We start from the raw sequence: 18,516 nt of genomic DNA, 5'->3' as shown, positions 1-18,516 counted from the left end.
CCGGCTTGCCGGCTAAGGGTCATGGCGCCGGTTGACTGTGGGGAAACAGCAGGTCGATAAAACGCTCGGCGGTGGGCTGCGGCTCGTGGTTGGCCAGCCCGGCGCGTTCGTTGGCTTCGATAAACACGTACTCGGGCTGATCCGCCGCGGGCACTATCAGGTCCAGGCCCACCACCGGAATATCCAGGGCCCGGGCGGCGCGAATGGCGGCGTCGACCAGGGTCGGATGGAGGATCTCGGTGACGTCTTCCAGGGTGCCGCCGGTGTGCAGGTTGGCGGTGCGCCGCACGCATAGCCGCTCGCCGATGGGCAGTACGCTGTTGTAGTCGTAACCGGCGGCGTGCAGCGTGCGCTGGGTTTCCGGGTCCAGGGGGATCCGACTTTCACCGCCAGTGGCGGCCTGGCGCCTTCGGCTGCGGGCCTCGATCAGCGCGCCGATCGAATGCTGGCCATCGCCGACAATCTCCGCAGGGCGACGGATCGCCGCCGCCACTACTTCGAAGCCGATCACCAGGATGCGCAGGTCCAGGCCCTGGTGGAAACTTTCCAGCAACACTCGGCTGTCGAAGCGGCGAGCGTTGTCGATGGCTTGCTGCAGCTCCTCGATGCTCGAAAGGTCAACGGCCACACCCTGTCCCTGCTCGCCGTCCAGGGGCTTGACCACCACCCGCTGGTGTTCGTCGAGAAACGCCAGGTTATCGTCGGCATTGCCCGCCCGTTGCTGGGCCGGCAGGTTCAGCCCGGCACCCTTGAGCACCTTGTGGGTCAGGCTCTTGTCCTGGCACAGGCTCATGCTGATGGCGCTGGTCAGGTCGCTGAGGGATTCGCGGCAGCGCACTCGGCGGCCGCCGTGGCTGAGGGTGAACAGCCCGGCGTCGGCATCATCCACCTGCACGTCGATGCCGCGGCGGTGCGCTTCCTCGACGATGATTCGCGCATAGGGGTTGAACTGTGCCTGGGGCCCAGGCCCCAGGAACAGCGGCTGGTTGATACCGTTCTTGCGCTTGATGGCGAAGGTCGACAGGGTGCGAAACCCCAGCTTGGCGTAGAGGCTCTTGGCCTGGCGGTTGTCGTGCAGCACCGACAGGTCGAGGTAACTCAGGCCGCGGCTCATGAAGTGCTCGATCAGATGCCGTACCAGCACTTCGCCGACCCCCGGGCGACTGCAATCGGGGTCCACTGCCAGGCACCAGAGGCTGCTGCCATGTTCCGGGTCCTGATAGGCCTTGTGGTGGTTCAGGCCCATGACGCTACCAATTACCGCGCCGCTGTCCTCGTCCTCGGCCAGCCAGTACACCGGGCCGCCCTGATGGCGCGGGGTCAGGCGTTGCGGGTCGATGGGCAGCATGGCCCGGGCCTGGTACAGCTGGTTGATCGCCTGCCAGTCGGCAGCGCCTTGTGCCCGACGGATGCGAAAGCCGCGAAATACCCGGGTGGCCGGGCGATAGTCGCTGAACCACAGGCGCAGGGTATCGGAGGGGTCGAGGAACAGTTGCGCCGGCTCCAGCCCCAGTACTTGCTGGGGCGCGGCCACATACAGGGCGATATCCCGTTCTCCGGGGCTTTCCTCGAGCAGCGCGGCGGCAAGACTGGCGGCATCGGCAAAGGTATGGCCGATCAGCAGCCGGCCCCAGCCGCAGTGCACCGCGATGGCTGGCTGGCCGGGCTGGCTGCGGTCTTCGGCAAAGCGTGCCTGCAGGCGTTCATAGGACGGCGCCTGGCCGCGTAGCAGGCGTTGGCTGTACGTCGTGGCGTGAGCTTTCATCGGTCAGATTCCTTGTTCGCTGAGCCACAGGTTCAGGGCTGCCAACTGCCACAGCTTGGAGCCGCGCAGGGGCGTCAGCTGGCCCTGGGGATCGCTCAGCAGGCGGTCGAGCATGGCCGGGTTGAACAGGCCGCGATCCTGGCTTGGGTCCAGCAGCAGTTCACGCACCCAATCCAGGGTGGCGCCCTGCAAGTGCTTGAGGCCCGGCACCGGGAAGTAGCCTTTCTTGCGGTCGATCACCGCGCTGGGGATCACCTGCCGTGCGGCTTCCTTGAGCACCTGCTTGCCGCCGTCCGGCAGCTTGAAGCGTGCCGGCACCCGGGCCGATAGCTCCACCAGGCGGTAGTCGAGAAAGGGTGTGCGGGCTTCCAGGCCCCAGGCCATGGTCATGTTGTCCACGCGCTTGACCGGGTCATCCACCAGCATCACCGTGCTGTCCAGGCGCAGGGCCTTATCCACAGGCGCAGTGGCGCCGGGCTGGGCGAAATGTTCGCGAACGAAGTCGCCGGCGGCATCGTTGGCGACCAGCCATTGCGGTTGCACGGTAGCGGCGTAGTCGTCGTAGCTGCGGTCGAAGAAGGCATTGCGGTAAGCCGCGTAAGGGTCGTTGGCACCGTCCACCTGTGGGTACCAGTGATAGCCGGCGAACAGTTCATCGGCGCCCTGGCCGCTTTGCACCACCTTGCAATGCTTGGCCACTTCCCGGGACAGCAGGTAGAAGGCGATGCAGTCGTGGCTGACCATCGGCTCGCTCATGGCGCGAAAGGCCGCGGGCAACTGCTCGATGATCTCACCCTCGTCGATGCGCAATTGGTGATGCTGGGTGCCGTAGTGGCGGGCGATCAGATCCGAATACTGGAACTCGTCGCCGCGTTCGCCGCCGGCATCCTCGAAGCCGATGGAGAAGGTCGACAGCTGCTCCACGCCGACTTCCCGCAGCAGCCCCACCAGCAGGCTGGAGTCCACACCGCCGGAAAGCAGCACGCCCACATCCACCGCCGCCCGTTGCCTGATGGCCACCGCCTCGCGGGTGCTGTCGAGCACTCGGTCGCGCCAGTCTTCCAGGGTCAGCCTGGTTTCGTCGGCGCGGGGGCCGTAGGGCAGGGTCCACCAGGTCTGCTGCTCGCTGCGGCCGTCGGCCTCGATGCGCATCCAGGTGGCCGGTGGCAGTTTTTCCACGCCCGCCAGCAAGGTCCGTGGCGCCGGGACCACGGCGTGGAAGTTCAGGTAGTGGTTGAGCGCCACCGGGTCCAGCAGCGGGTTGATGTCACCGCCCTTGAGCAAGGCCGGCAGGCTCGATGCAAAGCGCAGGCGCTGGCCGCTGCGCGACAGGTATAGCGGCTTGACCCCGAGGCGGTCGCGGGCGATGAACAGGCGCTGGGCATCGCGCTCCCAGATGGCCAAGGCGAACATGCCGTTGAGCCTGGGCAGCAGGTCGGCGCCCCAGGCGTGATAGCCCTTGAGCAGCACCTCGGTATCGCCACTGGAATGGAAGGCATAGCCCTGGGCTTCCAGTTCGGCCCGCAGTTCGGGGAAGTTGTAGATCGCACCGTTGAAGGCCAGGGACAGGCCCAGTTGGCTGTCGATCATTGGCTGCGCCGAGCCATCCGACAGGTCCATGATCTTCAGGCGTCGATGGCCCAGGGCGATCGGCCCCTGGCTGAAAAAGCCCCAGGCGTCGGGGCCGCGAGGGGCCAAGTGATGGGTGATGCGTTCAACCGCTGCCAGGTTGGCGGGTTGATGATCGAAACGTAATTCTCCAGCTAATCCGCACATAGTTCCTTACCGGTTTTTCCGTTGGGGAGGGTCAATTCGCAGGCACCTCAAGGGCGCCTACCTGGAAACTGACCCGTGCATAACTCGGGAGTTTTAGATCGATAGGTTATAAGCCGGCTGTTGGGCTTGGACTGCCAGCGCAGAATCGACGGGCGCCTGGTGAGGCGCCGACGGCCTTCAGGGCAGGCCGCCGGCGCTCTGTTTCAGACCTTGCCGCGAATCAGGCGGCGCAGGGCAAAGCGGTTCGGATGGCAGGCCTCGGCCACGCTTCTGGGCAGCGGCAGCGGCTCGTTTTCCAGCCAGGCGGCCAGCAACTCGCCCGACAGCGGCGCGGTGATCAGGCCGCGGGAACCATGGCCACTGTTGATGTACAGGCCATCGAGCCAGGGGCAGGGCAGGTCCGGCACTTGGCGCGCGTCCTTGCCCAGGGCGGCGTAGGTTTCGGCGAAGGCGGCCGGGTCCGCCAGGGGGCCGACGATCGGCAGGTAGTCGGGGCTGGTGCAACGGAAGGCGGCACGTCCTTGCAGGCTGTCCAAGGGCAGTTGCTCGGCGTTCAGGCGTTGCACCAGGTCGCTGGAGATTTCCTGCAGCATCTGCAGGTTGCCGGCATGTTCCGCAGGGGTCGGGGCCAGGTCCTGGCTCTTGAAGTCGAAGCTGGCGCCCAGGGTGTGTTCCCCCAGGCGTGGTGGGGCCACGTAGCCTTCGGCGCAGACCACCGTGGCCAGGCTCTGGCTGCTTGGGGTTTGCGGCAGGCGGGTGATCTGCCCACGGATACGCTTGAGGGGCAGCTCGGCGCTGGCCGGGAAACGCTGGATTTCGGCGGCACCGGCAAGTATCACCACGGCGGCGCTGGCCAGCAGGCGCTCGCCGTCCCAGGCCTGCCACTGGCCATCGACCCGGCGCAGTTCCAACACCTCCCGGTGCATCAGCAGCTTGATCTGTGGATGGCTGGCTTGCCATTGACACAGGGCTGGCGGATGCACCCAGCCGCCTTCGGGATAGAACAGCCCGCCGTGCTCCAGGCCGATGCCCGCCCGGGCCTGTGCGGACGGCTGGTCCAGCACCTGCAGCAGGTCGGCGGGGAAGGCCGCGGCCAGTTGCGCCTGACGCTCGGCTTCCTTGGCGTTGAAGGCCAGTTGCAGTACTCCGCAGCCGTCCCAGTCCAGGCCCCTTTGCAGGTGCTGCAATTGGCGCCGGGTGTAGCCGAAACCGCTGAGAATCATCTGCGACAGCGCAGTGCCATGGGCCGACAGTTTGAGGTAGAGCACGCCCTGTGGGTTGCCCGAGGCTTCCTGGGCCAGTTGCCCGTGGCGTTCCAGCAATTGCACCTGCCAGCCCCGTGCCGCCAGGCTGGCGGCGCTGGAGCAACCGGCCAGGCCGCCGCCGATCACCAGGGCGGTTCTGGCCTGGGCAGTAGGGCGGGCGAACCAGGGCTTGGCCCCGACCGGCGCCGGGCTGCCCTCGGGCCAGCCGAGGAACTCGCCGCGCAGTACCTCCCATTTATGGCCGATGCCCGGGGTGCGTTTCATCTTGAAGCCGGCGCCATTGAGCAGGCGCCTTACCCAGCCGGTGCTGGTGAAGGTGCTGATGCTGGAGCCCGGCGCGGCCAGGCGGGCCAGTTCGGCGAACAGCTCGGCGGTCCACATCTCGGGGTTTTTCGAGGGGGCGAAACCGTCGAGGAACCAGGCGTCGATCTGTGCATCCAGTTGCGGTAACTGCTCCAGTGCATCACCGATCAGCAGGGTCAGACAGACTCGGCCGCCGTCGAGGACGATGCGCTGGAAGCCCTGGTGAATGGCCAGGTACTGCTCCAGCAGCGGCTCGGCCAGCTCGGCCAGTTCCGGCCACAGGGCCAGGGCCCGGTGCAGATCGGCGGGGCTCAGGGGGTATTTTTCCACGCTGACGAAATGCAGCCGCGCGCCCAGGGGCGCCTGCTGGCGGAACAGCTGCCAGGCACAGAGGAAGTTCAGCCCGGTACCGAAGCCGGTTTCGCCGATGACAAAGCGTTCGCCAGGGTTCAGTGCGGTAAAACGCTCGCGCAGGCGGTTCTGCTCGATAAACACATGGCGGGTTTCGTCCAGGCCCGACTCGCTGGAAAAGTACACATCGTCGAACACCCGCGAGCGCGGGCGTCCCTGGTCGTCCCAGTCAAGCTGGGCGTGGGGCAGTTCAGGTGTCATGTTCGGCTCGTTTGGCGCAAGGCGGCCATTCTAGCCGATCGCCGGGCTTGCGCTTGATCCATGGCAAGCCCGGGCGGCTTCGGGATTTGTTTTCCACCGGCGAAGTCGATCCGCTAGTCTTGGAAAATTCTTGGAAGGGAGTCGCCCATGTTCGAATCCGCTGAAATCGGTCACGCCATCGATAAAGAAACCTACGACGCTGAAGTGCCGGCCTTGCGCGAGGCGTTGCTCGAGGCACAGTTCGAGCTGCGCCAGAAGGCCAAGTTTCCGGTGATTGTGCTGATCAACGGCATCGAGGGCGCGGGCAAGGGCGAGACGGTCAAGCTGCTCAACGAATGGATGGACCCGCGGCTGATCGAAGTGCGCACCTTCGACCAGCAGACCGACGAGGAACTGTCGCGGCCACCGGCCTGGCGCTATTGGCGCATGCTCCCGGCCAAGGGCCGCATGGGGGTGTTTTTCGGCAACTGGTACAGCCAGATGCTCCAGGGCCGGGTGCATGGCGAGATCAAGGACCCGCGCCTGGACCAGGCAATCAATGGCGCCGAACGCCTGGAGAAGATGCTCTGCGATGAGGGCGCGTTGATCTTCAAGTTCTGGTTCCACCTGTCCAAGAAGCAGATGAAGGATCGCCTCAAGGCCCTGCAGGACGATCCACTGCACAGCTGGCGCATCAGCCCGCTGGACTGGCAGCAATCGGAGACTTACGACAAGTTCGTCAAATACGGCGAGCGGGTGCTGCGGCGTACCAGCCGCGACTATGCGCCTTGGCATGTGATCGAAGGGGTCGACCCGCATTACCGCAGCCTGACCGTGGGACGGATTCTTCTGGAAGGGCTGCAAAGCGCCCTGGCACGCATGCCGCTCAAACCGGCGCAGACCAATGTCGCGCCGCTGCCGCCGGCGGTGGATCAGCTCAGCCTGTTGGACAGCCTGGACATGACCCAGCACCTGGACAAGGACGACTACGAGGAACAGCTGATCACTGAGCAGGCGCGCCTGGCCGGCTTGCTGCGCGACAAGCGCATGCGCCGGCATGCCCTGGTGGCGGTGTTCGAGGGCAATGATGCGGCCGGCAAGGGCGGCGCCATCCGCCGGGTCGCAGCGGCGCTGGACCCACGTCAGTACAGCATCGTGCCGATCGCCGCGCCCTCCGAGGACGAGCGTGCGCAGCCCTATCTGTGGCGCTTCTGGCGGCAGATCCCGGCGCGGGGCAAGTTCACCATCTTCGACCGTTCCTGGTATGGCCGAGTGCTGGTGGAGCGGGTCGAGGGCTTTTGCAGCCCGGCCGACTGGCTGCGGGCCTACAGCGAGATCAACGACTTCGAGGAGCAGATGGCCGATGCCCGGGTGATCGTAGTGAAGTTCTGGCTGGCCATCGACAAGGACACCCAGCTGGAGCGCTTCCAGGCCCGGGAGGAAATCCCCTTCAAGCGCTTCAAGATCACCGAGGACGACTGGCGCAACCGCGACAAGTGGGACGACTACCGCGCCGCCGTGGGCGATATGGTGGATCGCACCAGCACCGAAGTGGCGCCCTGGACCCTGGTGGAAGCCAATGACAAGCGCTGGGCCCGGGTCAAGGTCTTGCGCACCATCAACCGCGCCCTGGAAACCGCCTTCGAGCGCTGCGACAAGCACGACAAGAAGCTCAAGAAGGACAAGAAGTAGGCCGATGGCCGCGCATACGCCCAATGAATGATTGTCGCGGCGGGGAAGGCCAGGGATCTATGCTCGAGGCTCTTTCAGCCGACAACAACAATGAGGTGCGTCATGCGTGAAGTGGTGATAGTCGACAGCGTACGAACAGGCCTGGCCAAGTCCTTTCGCGGCAAGTTCAACCAGACCCGCCCCGATGACATGGCCGCTCACTGCGTCAATGCCTTGCTCCAGCGCAACGGCATCGACCCGGCCAGCGTCGAGGACTGCATCGTCGGCGCCGGCTCCAATGAAGGTGCCCAGGGCTTCAATATCGGTCGCAATGTGGCGGTGCTCTCGGCCCTGGGCACTGGCACCGCGGGCATGACCCTCAATCGTTTCTGTTCTTCGGGGCTGCAGGCCATCGCCATCGCCGCCAACCAGATTGCCTCCGGGTGCAGCGATATCATCGTCGCCGGGGGCGTCGAGTCCATCAGCCTGACCATGAAGAGCGTCAACACCGAGAACCTGATCAACCCGTTGCTCAAGGAGCAGGTGCCGGGCATCTATTTCCCCATGGGCCAGACCGCCGAAGTGGTGGCCCGGCGCTACGGCGTCAGTCGCGAGGCCCAGGACCTGTATTCCCTGCAAAGCCAGCAGCGCACGGCCCAGGCCCAGGCGGCGGGGCTGTTCGCCGACGAGATCGTGCCGATGGCGGTGCAGTACCGGGTCGAGGACAAGAACACGGGGCAGGTGCAGATTCTCGACGGCGTGGTGGATCGTGATGACTGCAACCGCCCGGACACCACCCTGGAAAACCTGGCGGCGTTGAAACCGGTGTTTGCCGAGGATGGTTCGGTGACTGCGGGCAACTCCTCGCAGCTGTCCGATGGTGCGTCCATGACCCTGGTGATGAGCCTGGAGCGGGCCCTGGCCCTGGGGCTCAAGCCCAAGGCGTTGTTCCGCGGCTTTACCGTGGCCGGTTGCGAGCCGGATGAAATGGGCATCGGCCCAGTCTTTTCGGTGCCCAAGCTGCTCAAGGCCAAGGGGCTGACGGTGAATGACATCGACCTGTGGGAGCTCAACGAGGCATTCGCCTCCCAGTGCCTGTACGCCCGTGACCGGCTGCAGATCGACAATGCCAAGTACAACGTCAACGGTGGCTCGATCTCCATTGGCCATCCCTTTGGCATGACCGGTTCGCGGCAGGTCGGGCACCTGGTGCGCGAGTTGCAGCGGCGCAACCTGCGCTACGGCATCGTCACCATGTGCGTGGGGGGCGGCATGGGTGCCTCCGGGCTGTTCGAGGCGGTGCGCTAACGTCCTGGCAACTTGCCCTCGGGCCGGCTTCCAATGAAGTCGGCCCGAGTGTGTTTGCGACCTGCACAATCCTGATTGCGCTTTGCTGCAAACTGTCCCTGTGTCGGCTTTCGGCACAGGCATAGAATGCGAACCCTGCTCGTAGGGCTTTGTGGGGTTCGCATGCACGTTTCGTCTGGCCGCTGGGTTTATGGCCTGTTCCTCGCCTTACTCACCGCGTTGTTGTGGGGCATCCTGCCTATCAAGCTCAAGCAAGTACTGACGGTGATGGACCCGGTGACCGTGACCTGGTTTCGTCTGCTGGTGTCCGGCGGCTGCCTGTTGATCTACCTGGCGGCGGTGCGCCGCTTGCCGCGCTGGCGCCTGCTCGGGCCCCGGGGGGTGTGGCTGGTGCCGATCGCGGTCGCCGGCCTGGTGGGCAACTATGTGCTGTACCTGATTGGCTTGAACCTGCTGAGCCCGGGCACCGCGCAACTGGTGGTGCAGATGGGCCCGATCCTGTTGCTGATCGCCAGCGTGTTCGTGTTCAAGGAGCGCTTCAGTCTGGGGCAGGGGCTGGGCCTGCTGGTGCTGCTGATAGGTTTCGGGCTGTTTTTCAATCAGCGCCTGAGCGAGCTTCTGACCTCGCTGAGTGACTACACCGCCGGAGTCCTGACCATTCTCGCGGCGTCGGCGGTCTGGACCTTCTATGCCCTGGGTCAGAAGCAGCTGCTGAGTGTGTGGAATTCCCTGCAGGTGATGATGGTGATCTACCTGTTCTGCGCGCTGTTGCTGACGCCCTGGGCGCATCCGCTCGAGGCCCTGGAGTTGAACCCGTTGCAGGGCTGGCTATTGCTCGCCTGTTGCCTCAACACCCTGATTGCCTACGGGGCATTTGCCGAGGCCCTGGCCCATTGGGAGGCATCACGGGTCAGCGCGACCCTGGCGATCACGCCCCTGGTGACCTTTGCCGCGGTGGCTTGGGCGGCCTGGGCCTGGCCGGAATACGTGCATGCCGAACAGATCAATGGCCTGGGTTATAGCGGCGCGCTGCTGGTGGTGCTGGGTTCGGCGTTGACTGCCCTGGGGCCATCGTTGATGGCAGGGTTACGGGCTCGACGCCAGCGCATGGCTGCCAGGTAGACGGCCTGGCGAGCCGGCCCCGGGAAGGGTATCTGGTCCTGGGGACGGCTTGCCGCTGATGCCCTGGCTTCCTAGCCCTGTTTGCCGGCCTCGAGCATGTTTTCCGGTCGCACCCAGGCATCGAACTGTTCGTCGGTGAGGTAGCCCAGTTGCAACGCCGCTTCGCGCAAGGTCAGGTTCTCGGCATAAGCCTTCTTGGCGATCTCGGCGGCCTTGTCATAGCCGATATGGGTGTTGAGCGCGGTCACCAGCATCAGGCCCCGCTCCAGGTGCGCGGCCATTTGCTGTGGATCGGCTTCGAGCCCGGCAATGCAATGCTGCTGGAAGTTGCTGCAGCCATCGGCCAACAGGCGGATCGATTGCAGCAGGTTGTGAATGATCACCGGCTTGAACACGTTCAACTGCAAGTGCCCCTGGCTGGCGGCAAAGCCGATCGCCGCGTCGTTGCCCATGACCTGGCAGGCCAGCATCGACAGGGCCTCGCACTGGGTCGGGTTGACCTTGCCGGGCATGATCGAGCTGCCGGGCTCGTTGGCCGGCAGCTTGATTTCCGCCAGCCCGGCACGCGGGCCGGAGCCCAGCAGTCGCAGGTCGTTGGCGATTTTCATCAGGCACACGGCGAGGGTTTTCAGGGCTCCGGACAAGGTGGTCAGCGGCTCGTGGCCGGCCAGGGCGGCGAACTTGTTGGGGGCGGTGACGAAGGGCAGGCCCGACAGCGCCGCCAGCTCGGCGGCGATGGCCTCGCCGAAACCATGGGGCGAGTTGAGGCCGGTGCCCACCGCGGTGCCGCCCTGGGCCAGTTCGCAGACGGCCGGCAGGGCGCTGCGGATGGCTCGTTCGGCGTAACCGAGCTGGGCGATAAAGGCCGAGATTTCCTGGCCGAAGGTGATGGGGGTGGCATCCATCATGTGGGTGCGTCCGGTCTTCACCAGTTTCATGTTGCGCGCCGAGAGTTCGGCCAGGCCGCCGGACAGTTCGGTGATCGCCGGCAGCAACTGGAATTGCACGGCCTGGGCGGCGGCGATATGCATGGCCGTGGGGAAGCAGTCGTTGGAGCTTTGCGAGCGGTTGACGTGGTCGTTGGGGTGCACCGGGCTCTTGCCGCCCCGAGGATTGCCCGCCAGCTCGTTGGCCCGCCCGGCCAGCACCTCGTTGACGTTCATATTGCTCTGGGTGCCGCTGCCGGTCTGCCACACCACCAGGGGAAACTGGTCGTCATGCTGGCCAGCCAGCACTTCGTCGGCGGCTTGTTCGATCAGCCGGGCGATATCGGCCGGCACATCGCCATTGCGATCGTTGACCCGGGCCGCGGCTTTCTTGATCAGCGCCAGGGCATGCAGCACCGACAGCGGCATGCGCTCGTTGCCGATGGCGAAATTGACCAGCGAACGCTGGGTCTGCGCCCCCCAATAGGCCTCTTGCGGGACTTGCACCTGGCCCAGGCTGTCGGTTTCGATTCGATTCATCGTGGCGATCCTCCAAGTCTGACTGGCCAGTTTAGGCCCTGATTGGCGGCTCGGGTTCCGTAGCGGAGGTTTTTCCGTGCAGGCTTCCGGCAAACTGCAGGGCGTCGGCAGTGGGGTTGAGGGACGCCGAGCAATAGGCGCAGAATGGGCGCCCTTGGGGTTCTACCTCGCCTGCTAGATAAAGGAAACTCGATGACCCGTCTTCGTGCCATCTGTACCGCGGTTGCTCTGGTGTGTGCCAGCGGCCAGGTTCTTGCCGATACCGCCAGCCACAACGCCAGTGCCGAGTCCTTCCTGACCCTGGCTCACGCAGACAAGCTCGGTACCCCGGTGTACATGCAAGTTCAGCAAATGTTCGCCCAACGCTTCGAGCAGACCAAGGCGCCCGAGTCCAAGCGTGCCTTGCTGGAAACCTACCAGGCCAAGGCCAACGCCGCCCTGGACCAGGCCATTGGCTGGAACAAGCTGAAGCCGGACATGGTCAAGCTCTACACCAGCAACTTCAGTGAGTCCGAGCTCAAGGAACTGGTGGCTTTCTATCAGTCGCCACTGGGTAAGAAAGTCCTGGAGAAAATGCCCCAGCTGACCCAGCAATCGGCCCAGATGACCCAGGCCAAGCTGGAAAGCGCAGTGCCGGTGGTGAACAAGCTGCTGGCCGACATGACCGCCGAGCTCGAGCCCAAGGCCGCGCCAGCGAAGAAGAAGTAAGCGGAGCCCGTGATGACCATGCAACAACGTATCGAAACGGCGCTGGGGGCACTGCAGCCCGAGCACCTGCAAGTGCTGGATGAAAGCCACATGCACAGCCGTGGCCTGGAAACCCACTTCAAGGCGGTACTGGTCAGCGAGCAGTTTGCCGGCCTCAACAGCGTCAAGCGCCATCAGAAGGTCTACGCCACCCTGGGTGAGCTGATGGGCCAGTTCCATGCCTTGGCCCTGCACACCTATACACCCGAGGAGTGGTTGAAGATCGGCGCGGCCCCGGCCTCGCCGACCTGCGCCGGGGGCAGTCACTAAGCCGAGCTGCAAGTGCTGAGTGGCAAGCGGCAAGCCTGGCCGGGCTTGTAATTTGCCGCTTGGAGCTTGGCCCTGGCTTGCTGTTAGAATATGCAACGCGCCGCGCATGCCGGCGCGTTTTTTTTTGCATCCGGTTCACCCTTTGCGAGGGTAGCCACCTGGAGATTAACCATGACACAACCTATTGTCGTGGCGGCACTGTACAAGTTCGTCACCCTCGAAGATTACCCCAGCCTGCGCGAGCCCCTGTTGCAGGCGATGCTCGACAATGGCATCAAGGGCACCCTGCTGATTGCCGAAGAAGGCATCAACGGTACGGTTTCCGGCAGCCGCGAAGGCATTGACGGGCTGCTGGCCTGGCTCAGGAACGACCCGCGGATGATCGATATCGATCACAAGGAGTCCTACTGCGACGAGCAGCCGTTCTACCGCACCAAGGTCAAGCTGAAGAAAGAGATCGTCACCCTGGGCGTGCCGGGCGTGGACCCCAACAAGAAGGTCGGCACCTACGTCGAGCCTCAAGATTGGAACGCCCTGATCAACGACCCGGAAGTGCTGCTGATCGATACCCGCAACGACTACGAAGTGTCGATCGGCACCTTCGAGGGCGCCATCGATCCGAAGACCACGAGCTTTCGTGAGTTCCCCGACTACATCAAGGCCAACTTCGATCCCAGCAAGCACAAGAAAGTGGCGATGTTCTGCACCGGCGGTATCCGTTGCGAGAAAGCCTCGAGCTACATGCTGGGCGAAGGCTTCGAAGAGGTGTTCCACCTCAAGGGCGGAATTCTCAAGTACCTCGAGGAAGTGCCACAAGAGCAAAGCAAATGGCAGGGCGACTGTTTCGTCTTCGATAATCGGGTGACGGTGCGCCACGACCTGAGCGAAGGCGACTACGATCAATGTCATGCCTGTCGTACTCCGGTAAGCGTCGAGGAGCGGGCCAGCGAGCACTATGTGCCGGGCATCAGCTGCCCGCATTGCTGGGACACCCTGAGCGAGAAGACTCGCCGCAGCGCCATCGACCGGCAGAAGCAGATCGAGTTGGCCAAGGCCCGCAACCAGCCGCACCCGATTGGTTACAACTACAAGCAAACATCTTCCGAGGCTTGAGTCATGTCTGCCCGCCTGCTCTATGTGATGGACCCGATGTGTTCATGGTGCTGGGGTTTTGCGCCGGTGGCCCAGGCCCTGGCAGAGCAGGCCCAGGCCGCCGGGGTGGAACTGCACCTGGTGGTGGGCGGCTTGCGCACCGGCAGCGGTGCGGCGCTGGAACCCAATACCCGGCGCTACATCCTTGAGCATTGGCAGGCGGTGCAGCAGGCCACCGGCCAACCCTTCAGCTTTGAAGGTGCCTTGCCCGATGGTTTCGTCTACGACACCGAGCCGGCTTGCCGGGCGATTGTCACCGCCCGCGGGTTGGCGCCGGACTGCGCCTGGAAGCTGTTGGGACTGATTCAGCAGGCCTTCTATGTCGAAGGCCGCGACGTCACCCTGGCCAGCGTGCTGGTGGAGTTGGCGGAGCGGGCCGGGGTGCCACGCATCGAATTTGCCGAAGCCTTCGACCGCGCCGAGCAGCATGCGGCCACCGCGGCAGACTTCACCTGGGTCCAGGATCTGGGTATTGCCGGTTTTCCTACCTTGCTGGCCGAGCGCAACGGCCAGTTGGCGCTGCTGACCAACGGCTATCAGCCGCTGGGCGAGTTGTCAGCATTGCTGGGGCGCTGGCTGGAGCGCGCGGCCTGTGCCTGATTCGGTGGATTCAAGGGCTCCTGGCAAAATCGTCGATCGTTTGAGCTGGGGGGAAATCCGTCGCCTGGCGCTGCAGCACAAGAAATCACTGTGGATCGCCAACGGCGTGGCCGTGCTGGCGACCCTGTGCAGCGTGCCGATTCCACTGCTGCTGCCCTTGCTGGTGGATGAGGTGTTGCTGGGTCATGGCGATGCCGCGCTGCAGGTGATGAACCGCTTCTTGCCCCAGGGCTGGCAGAGCGCCGCTGGCTATATCGGGCTGATGCTCATGGTGACGCTGATCCTGCGTTGCTCGGCCCTGGTGTTCAACGTGGTCCAGGCGCGGCTGTTCGCAGGGTTGGCCAAGGACATCGTCTACCGTATTCGCGTGCGCCTGATCGAGCGGCTCAAGCGCATTTCCCTGGGGGAATACGAAAGCCTGGGGGGCGGCACGGTCACCACCCACCTGGTCACCGATCTGGATACGGTGGACAAGTTCGTCGGCGAAACCCTCAGTCGTTTCCTGGTGGCCATGCTGACCCTGGTGGGTACCGCTGGCATCCTGATGTGGATGCACTGGAAGCTGGCGTTGCTGATCCTGCTGTTCAATCCCCTGGTGATCTTTGCCACGGTGCAGTTGGGCAAGCGGGTCAAGCACCTGAAAAAGCTGGAAAACGACAGCACTTCGCGCTTCACCCAGGCCCTTACGGAAACCCTGGAGGCGATCCAGGAAGTCCGTGCCGGCAATCGCCAGGGCTTTTTTCTCGGGCGTCTTGGCCTGCGGGCCGAAGAGGTACGGGATTATGCCGTGGCTTCGCAGTGGAAAAGCGATGCCTCGGGCCGGGCCAGCGGCTTGCTGTTCCAGTTCGGCATCGATATTTTCCGCGCCGCAGCGATGCTTACCGTGCTGTTCTCCGACCTGTCCATCGGCCAGATGCTGGCGGTGTTCAGCTACCTGTGGTTCATGATCGGGCCGGTGGAGCAGTTGCTCAATCTGCAGTACGCCTACTACGCCGCCGGCGGCGCCCTGACGCGGATCAACGAGTTGCTGGCGCGGGCCGACGAGCCGCAGTACAGCGGCGGCGTGGACCCGTTCCAGGGGCGGGAGACCGTGGGTATCGAGGTTCGTGGCCTGAGCTTCGGTTATGCCGATGAGCGGGTCCTGGACAACCTCAACCTGTCCATCGCTCCCGGCGAGAAGGTGGCCATAGTCGGCGCCAGTGGCGGCGGCAAGAGCACCCTGGTGCAGCTGTTGCTGGGGCTGTATACGCCACAGACCGGGGTGATCCGCTTTGGCGGGGCAACCCAGCAGGAAATCGGCCTGGAGACGGTGCGCGACAACGTCGCGGTGGTGCTGCAGCATCCGGCGCTGTTCAACGACAGTATCCGCGCCAACCTGACCATGGGCCGCGAACGCAGCGACAGCGCCTGTTGGCAGGCCCTGGAAATCGCCCAGCTGGATGTCACCGTCAAGGCCTTGCCCCAAGGCCTGGATACGGTGGTGGGGCGTTCCGGCGTGCGTCTGTCCGGTGGCCAGCGCCAGCGCCTGGCGATTGCGCGGATGGTTTTGGCCGAGCCCAAGGTGGTGATTCTCGATGAGGCCACCTCGGCCCTGGACGCTGCCACCGAATACAACCTGCACCAGGCCCTGACGCGTTTTCTGCGGGGGCGGACTACGCTGATCATTGCTCATCGGCTGTCGGCGGTAAAACAGGCAGATCGGGTTTTGGTGTTCGATGGCGGGCAGATTGCCGAAGATGGCGACCATCAGCAGCTGATTGCCGATGGCGGTCTCTATGCCAAGCTTTACGGGCATTTGCAGCAGGTTCGATAGTCTTGAGTTTTGCCCGGCTTTCTGTGCTTAGTGCTTGAATTTCCTGGCGCAATTGCTGTTTTGGCGCTATGGGGCGGCGGGTTCTCTCGTCGGCGGCGATCCAGCTGCGGCCGAGCCTGCGGAAATTAGCCTAATCTGTGCAGTCTGAGGCGGTATCACTGGGCGATCATCTGGCAGTGCTGAAGCAAGGACCCTCATGAAGCAAAAGCGGACTTTCGCAACGCCGCGGTTGTTGGGCATCGTCTGGCCCTTTATTGCCGTGGTGTTATTCCAGGCGCTGTTGGGTGGCCTCAGCCTGTATGTGCTGTCTGCGGTACGGGGTTATGTCGCCGGTGAAAGCCTGTGGTCCAAAGGCCAGAAAGACGCCATCTACTACCTCAATTTGTACGCCGACAGCCGTGATGAAGGCACCTTTCTCAAGTATCAGAACGCCATTGCCGTGCCCCAGGGCGGGCATGAACTGCGGGTCGCCCTGGACCTGCAGCCGCCGGACCTGCATGCGGCGCGCCTGGGGATCCTCAAGGGGGGCAATCACCCGGACGATGTTTCCAGCCTGATCTGGCTGTACCTCAACTTCCGTCATTTCAGCTATTTGGAAAAGGCCATCGACCGCTGGACCGTGGGTGACAGTTATTTGCTGCAACTGGACAACGTGGCCCGGGAGATGCACCAGGGAATCAGCAGCAATAGCGCCAGTGAAGCCGATGTGCGGCGCTGGAAGAGCCAGATCTTTGCCATCAACGACGGCGTCACCCCGGCGGCCAAGGCTTTCAGTGATGCCTTGGGGGAAGGTTCGCGGGTGATCCTGCGGCTGTTGCTGGTGACCAACCTGGCCACTGCGCTGATCCTGATTGCCCTGGCCCTGCTGCGCACCCACAAGCTGCTGGCCCAGCGGCATGCCTTTGCCGATGCCCTGCAACTGGAAAAGGAGCGGGCGCAGATCACCTTGCAGTCCATCGGTGATGGGGTGATCACCACCGATGTCGAGGGCGCCATCGCCTATATGAACCCGGCGGCCGAGGAAATGACCCGCTGGAAGGCCGAGCAGGCGCAGGGGTTACCACTGGCGGCGCTGTTCAATCTGCTGGACGAGAATGCCCAGGCCGATGGTTTCACCCTGATCGAGCACATTCTCAGCGGTCAGCTCAGCGGCGGCAGCGAGCATTCCAAGCTGATTCAGCGCCTGGACGGCAGCACGGTGTCGGTGACCCTGGTGGGTGCGCCGATCCGTAATGCCGGCAAGGTCAGCGGCACTGTGCTGGTGCTGCATGACATGACCCAGGAGCGCCAGTACATCGCCAACCTGTCCTGGCAGGCGACTCACGACGCACTGACCGGCCTGGCCAATCGCCGGGAGTTCGAGTTCCGCCTGGAGCAGGCCCTGCACAACCTGGTTCGCCAGCCGGCCCGGCATGCCCTGATGTTCCTCGATCTGGACCAGTTCAAGCTGGTCAACGACACCTGTGGCCATGCCGCCGGGGACGAGCTGCTGCGGCATATCTGCGCGCTGTTGCAGTCGGGCCTGCGTGAGGGCGATACCCTGGCCCGGCTGGGCGGCGATGAATTCGGCATCCTGCTGGAGAATTGCTCGCCGGAAGCCGCGGAGAAGATTGCCGAAGGTCTGCGGCAGACGGTGCAGAACCTGCATTTTGTCTGGAAAGGTCGGCCCTTCGTGACCTCGGTGAGCATCGGCCTGGTGCATGTGGCTCACACACCGGCCACCCTCGAGGCGTCGCTGCGGGCGGCGGACATGGCCTGCTATATGGCCAAGGAGAAAGGTCGCAATCGGGTGCAGGTCTACCATGCCGATGATTCGGAACTGTCCATGCGCTTTGGCGAAATGGCCTGGGTGCAGCGCCTGCATATGGCCCTGGAGGAGAATCGTTTCTGCCTGTATGCCCAGGAGATCACCGCCCTGGGGCATGTAGAGCGAGATGGCGGGCATGTGGAGATTCTGCTGCGCCTGCATGACGAGGCTGGCAGGATGATCCTCCCGGACAGCTTTATCCCGGCGGCCGAGCGCTATGGCCTGATGACCGCCCTGGATCGCTGGGTGGTGCAGAACGTGTTCAAGATCATTGCCCAGTGCATTGCCGAGGGGCGGGAAGGGCCGATGGCCATGTGCGCGATCAATCTGTCGGGCATCACCATAGGCGACGATGAGTTCCTCGACTTCCTGCGCGAGCAGTTCATCGCCTATGGCGTGCCGCCGAAGATGATCTGTTTTGAAATTACTGAGACCAGCGCGATTGCCAATCTCGGTAGTGCCATACGTTTTATAAATGAACTCAAGGGCTTAGGTTGTCACTTCTCCCTGGATGACTTCTGTGCGGGAATGTCGTCGTTCGCTTATCTCAAACATTTGCCTGTAGACTTCCTGAAGATCGATGGAAGTTTCGTAAAGGATATGCTGGACGACCCGATTAACCGGGCCATGGTCGAGGTGATCAACCACATCGGGCATGTCATGGGTAAGCGCACAATTGCCGAATTCGTTGAAACACCACAGATCGAGCAGGCCCTGCTCGAGATTGGCGTGGATTATGCTCAAGGCTATGTTATCGAGCGTCCGCAGTTGTTCACCTGTGACAGCCTGCAGTGTCGACCCGTGCGACCGCAGCCTTTGTTGTTCAAGGCGCCCGGCACGTTCCGTTGAAACCTCTTTTG

The 18,516-nt window shown here is 63.8% G+C and carries 13 protein-coding genes; 9 read left to right on the top strand and 4 right to left on the bottom strand.

Annotation, left to right across the window (positions count from 1 at the left end; all coding sequences use genetic code 11):
* Window positions 1–19: 19 nt before the first annotated feature.
* The 3 genes from ngg to mnmC all read right to left on the bottom strand — a co-directional run bounded on the left by ngg (window position 20) and on the right by mnmC (window position 5,721).
* Window positions 20–1,765, bottom strand: coding sequence for an N-acetylglutaminylglutamine synthetase (ngg, locus tag J4P02_RS13450; RefSeq protein WP_426190946.1), 1,746 nt, complete (start codon window positions 1,763–1,765; stop codon window positions 20–22).
* Window positions 1,766–1,768: 3 nt separating this feature from the next.
* Entirely contained in the window at window positions 1,769–3,541 is a 1,773-nt protein-coding gene (locus J4P02_RS13445) for an N-acetylglutaminylglutamine amidotransferase (protein ID WP_426190944.1), read from the bottom strand.
* 203 nt (window positions 3,542–3,744) lie between these two features.
* Window positions 3,745–5,721, bottom strand: coding sequence for a bifunctional tRNA (5-methylaminomethyl-2-thiouridine)(34)-methyltransferase MnmD/FAD-dependent 5-carboxymethylaminomethyl-2-thiouridine(34) oxidoreductase MnmC (gene mnmC, locus J4P02_RS13440; RefSeq protein WP_426190942.1), 1,977 nt, complete (start codon window positions 5,719–5,721; stop codon window positions 3,745–3,747).
* Between the two features lie 147 nt (window positions 5,722–5,868).
* On the opposite strand from mnmC, the gene pap reads away from it, so the two are divergent.
* The 3 genes from pap to J4P02_RS13425 all read left to right on the top strand — a co-directional run bounded on the left by pap (window position 5,869) and on the right by J4P02_RS13425 (window position 9,801).
* On the top strand, window positions 5,869–7,392 hold the full coding sequence (gene pap, locus J4P02_RS13435) for a polyphosphate:AMP phosphotransferase (protein ID WP_426190940.1): 1,524 nt from the start codon (window positions 5,869–5,871) through the stop codon (window positions 7,390–7,392).
* A 102-nt stretch (window positions 7,393–7,494) separates the two neighbouring features.
* A complete protein-coding gene (locus tag J4P02_RS13430) occupies window positions 7,495–8,679 on the top strand; it encodes a thiolase family protein (RefSeq protein WP_426190938.1) in 1,185 nt (394 codons plus the stop codon).
* Between the two features lie 162 nt (window positions 8,680–8,841).
* Window positions 8,842–9,801, top strand: a complete 960-nt coding sequence (locus J4P02_RS13425; RefSeq protein ID WP_426190936.1) for a DMT family transporter — start codon at window positions 8,842–8,844, stop codon at window positions 9,799–9,801.
* 71 nt (window positions 9,802–9,872) lie between these two features.
* On the opposite strand, the gene J4P02_RS13420 is transcribed toward J4P02_RS13425, so the two are convergent.
* Entirely contained in the window at window positions 9,873–11,267 is a 1,395-nt protein-coding gene (locus J4P02_RS13420) for a class II fumarate hydratase (RefSeq protein ID WP_426190934.1), read from the bottom strand.
* Window positions 11,268–11,459: 192 nt separating this feature from the next.
* Between J4P02_RS13420 and J4P02_RS13415 the strand changes: the two genes are divergently transcribed.
* From J4P02_RS13415 to J4P02_RS13390, 6 genes are all read left to right on the top strand, one after another.
* On the top strand, window positions 11,460–11,975 hold the full coding sequence (locus tag J4P02_RS13415; protein ID WP_426190932.1) for a DUF2059 domain-containing protein: 516 nt from the start codon (window positions 11,460–11,462) through the stop codon (window positions 11,973–11,975).
* Between the two features lie 12 nt (window positions 11,976–11,987).
* The gene (locus tag J4P02_RS13410; protein ID WP_426190930.1) at window positions 11,988–12,284 is read left to right on the top strand and encodes a BolA family protein; all 297 of its coding nucleotides are present in this window, start codon (window positions 11,988–11,990) and stop codon (window positions 12,282–12,284) included.
* A gap of 171 nt (window positions 12,285–12,455) precedes the next feature.
* Window positions 12,456–13,397, top strand: coding sequence for a rhodanese-related sulfurtransferase (locus tag J4P02_RS13405; protein WP_426190928.1), 942 nt, complete (start codon window positions 12,456–12,458; stop codon window positions 13,395–13,397).
* A 36-nt stretch (window positions 13,398–13,433) separates the two neighbouring features.
* Window positions 13,434–14,036 (top strand): DsbA family protein, encoded by a 603-nt coding sequence (locus tag J4P02_RS13400; RefSeq protein ID WP_426191098.1) that lies wholly within the window; start codon window positions 13,434–13,436, stop codon window positions 14,034–14,036.
* A gap of 28 nt (window positions 14,037–14,064) precedes the next feature.
* Window positions 14,065–15,849 (top strand): ABC transporter ATP-binding protein, encoded by a 1,785-nt coding sequence (locus tag J4P02_RS13395; protein ID WP_426191096.1) that lies wholly within the window; start codon window positions 14,065–14,067, stop codon window positions 15,847–15,849.
* A gap of 196 nt (window positions 15,850–16,045) precedes the next feature.
* Entirely contained in the window at window positions 16,046–18,505 is a 2,460-nt protein-coding gene (locus tag J4P02_RS13390) for an EAL domain-containing protein (protein WP_426190926.1), read from the top strand.
* Window positions 18,506–18,516: the final 11 nt, after the last annotated feature.

Source organism: Pseudomonas sp. NFXW11 (genome assembly GCF_049887815.1).
Taxonomy (GTDB): Bacteria; Pseudomonadota; Gammaproteobacteria; order Pseudomonadales; family Pseudomonadaceae; genus Aquipseudomonas.
This window is presented reverse-complemented; position numbering and strand designations above follow the sequence as displayed.

Bases quoted from the DNA above. Each gene is read 5' to 3' on its own strand.
- J4P02_RS13410 (WP_426190930.1), top strand. From the start codon at position 11,988: ATGACCATGCAACAACGTATCGAAACGGCGCTGGGGGCACTGCAGCCC.
- J4P02_RS13400 (WP_426191098.1), top strand. From the start codon at position 13,434: ATGTGTTCATGGTGCTGGGGTTTTGCGCCGGTGGCCCAGGCCCTGGCA.
- ngg (WP_426190946.1), bottom strand. From the start codon at position 1,765: ATGAAAGCTCACGCCACGACGTACAGCCAACGCCTGCTACGCGGCCAG.
- J4P02_RS13430 (WP_426190938.1), top strand. From the start codon at position 7,495: ATGCGTGAAGTGGTGATAGTCGACAGCGTACGAACAGGCCTGGCCAAG.
- pap (WP_426190940.1), top strand. From the start codon at position 5,869: ATGTTCGAATCCGCTGAAATCGGTCACGCCATCGATAAAGAAACCTAC.
- J4P02_RS13405 (WP_426190928.1), top strand. From the start codon at position 12,456: ATGACACAACCTATTGTCGTGGCGGCACTGTACAAGTTCGTCACCCTC.
- J4P02_RS13420 (WP_426190934.1), bottom strand. From the start codon at position 11,267: ATGAATCGAATCGAAACCGACAGCCTGGGCCAGGTGCAAGTCCCGCAA.
- mnmC (WP_426190942.1), bottom strand. From the start codon at position 5,721: ATGACACCTGAACTGCCCCACGCCCAGCTTGACTGGGACGACCAGGGA.
- J4P02_RS13390 (WP_426190926.1), top strand. From the start codon at position 16,046: ATGAAGCAAAAGCGGACTTTCGCAACGCCGCGGTTGTTGGGCATCGTC.
- J4P02_RS13445 (WP_426190944.1), bottom strand. From the start codon at position 3,541: ATGTGCGGATTAGCTGGAGAATTACGTTTCGATCATCAACCCGCCAAC.
- J4P02_RS13425 (WP_426190936.1), top strand. From the start codon at position 8,842: ATGCACGTTTCGTCTGGCCGCTGGGTTTATGGCCTGTTCCTCGCCTTA.
- J4P02_RS13415 (WP_426190932.1), top strand. From the start codon at position 11,460: ATGACCCGTCTTCGTGCCATCTGTACCGCGGTTGCTCTGGTGTGTGCC.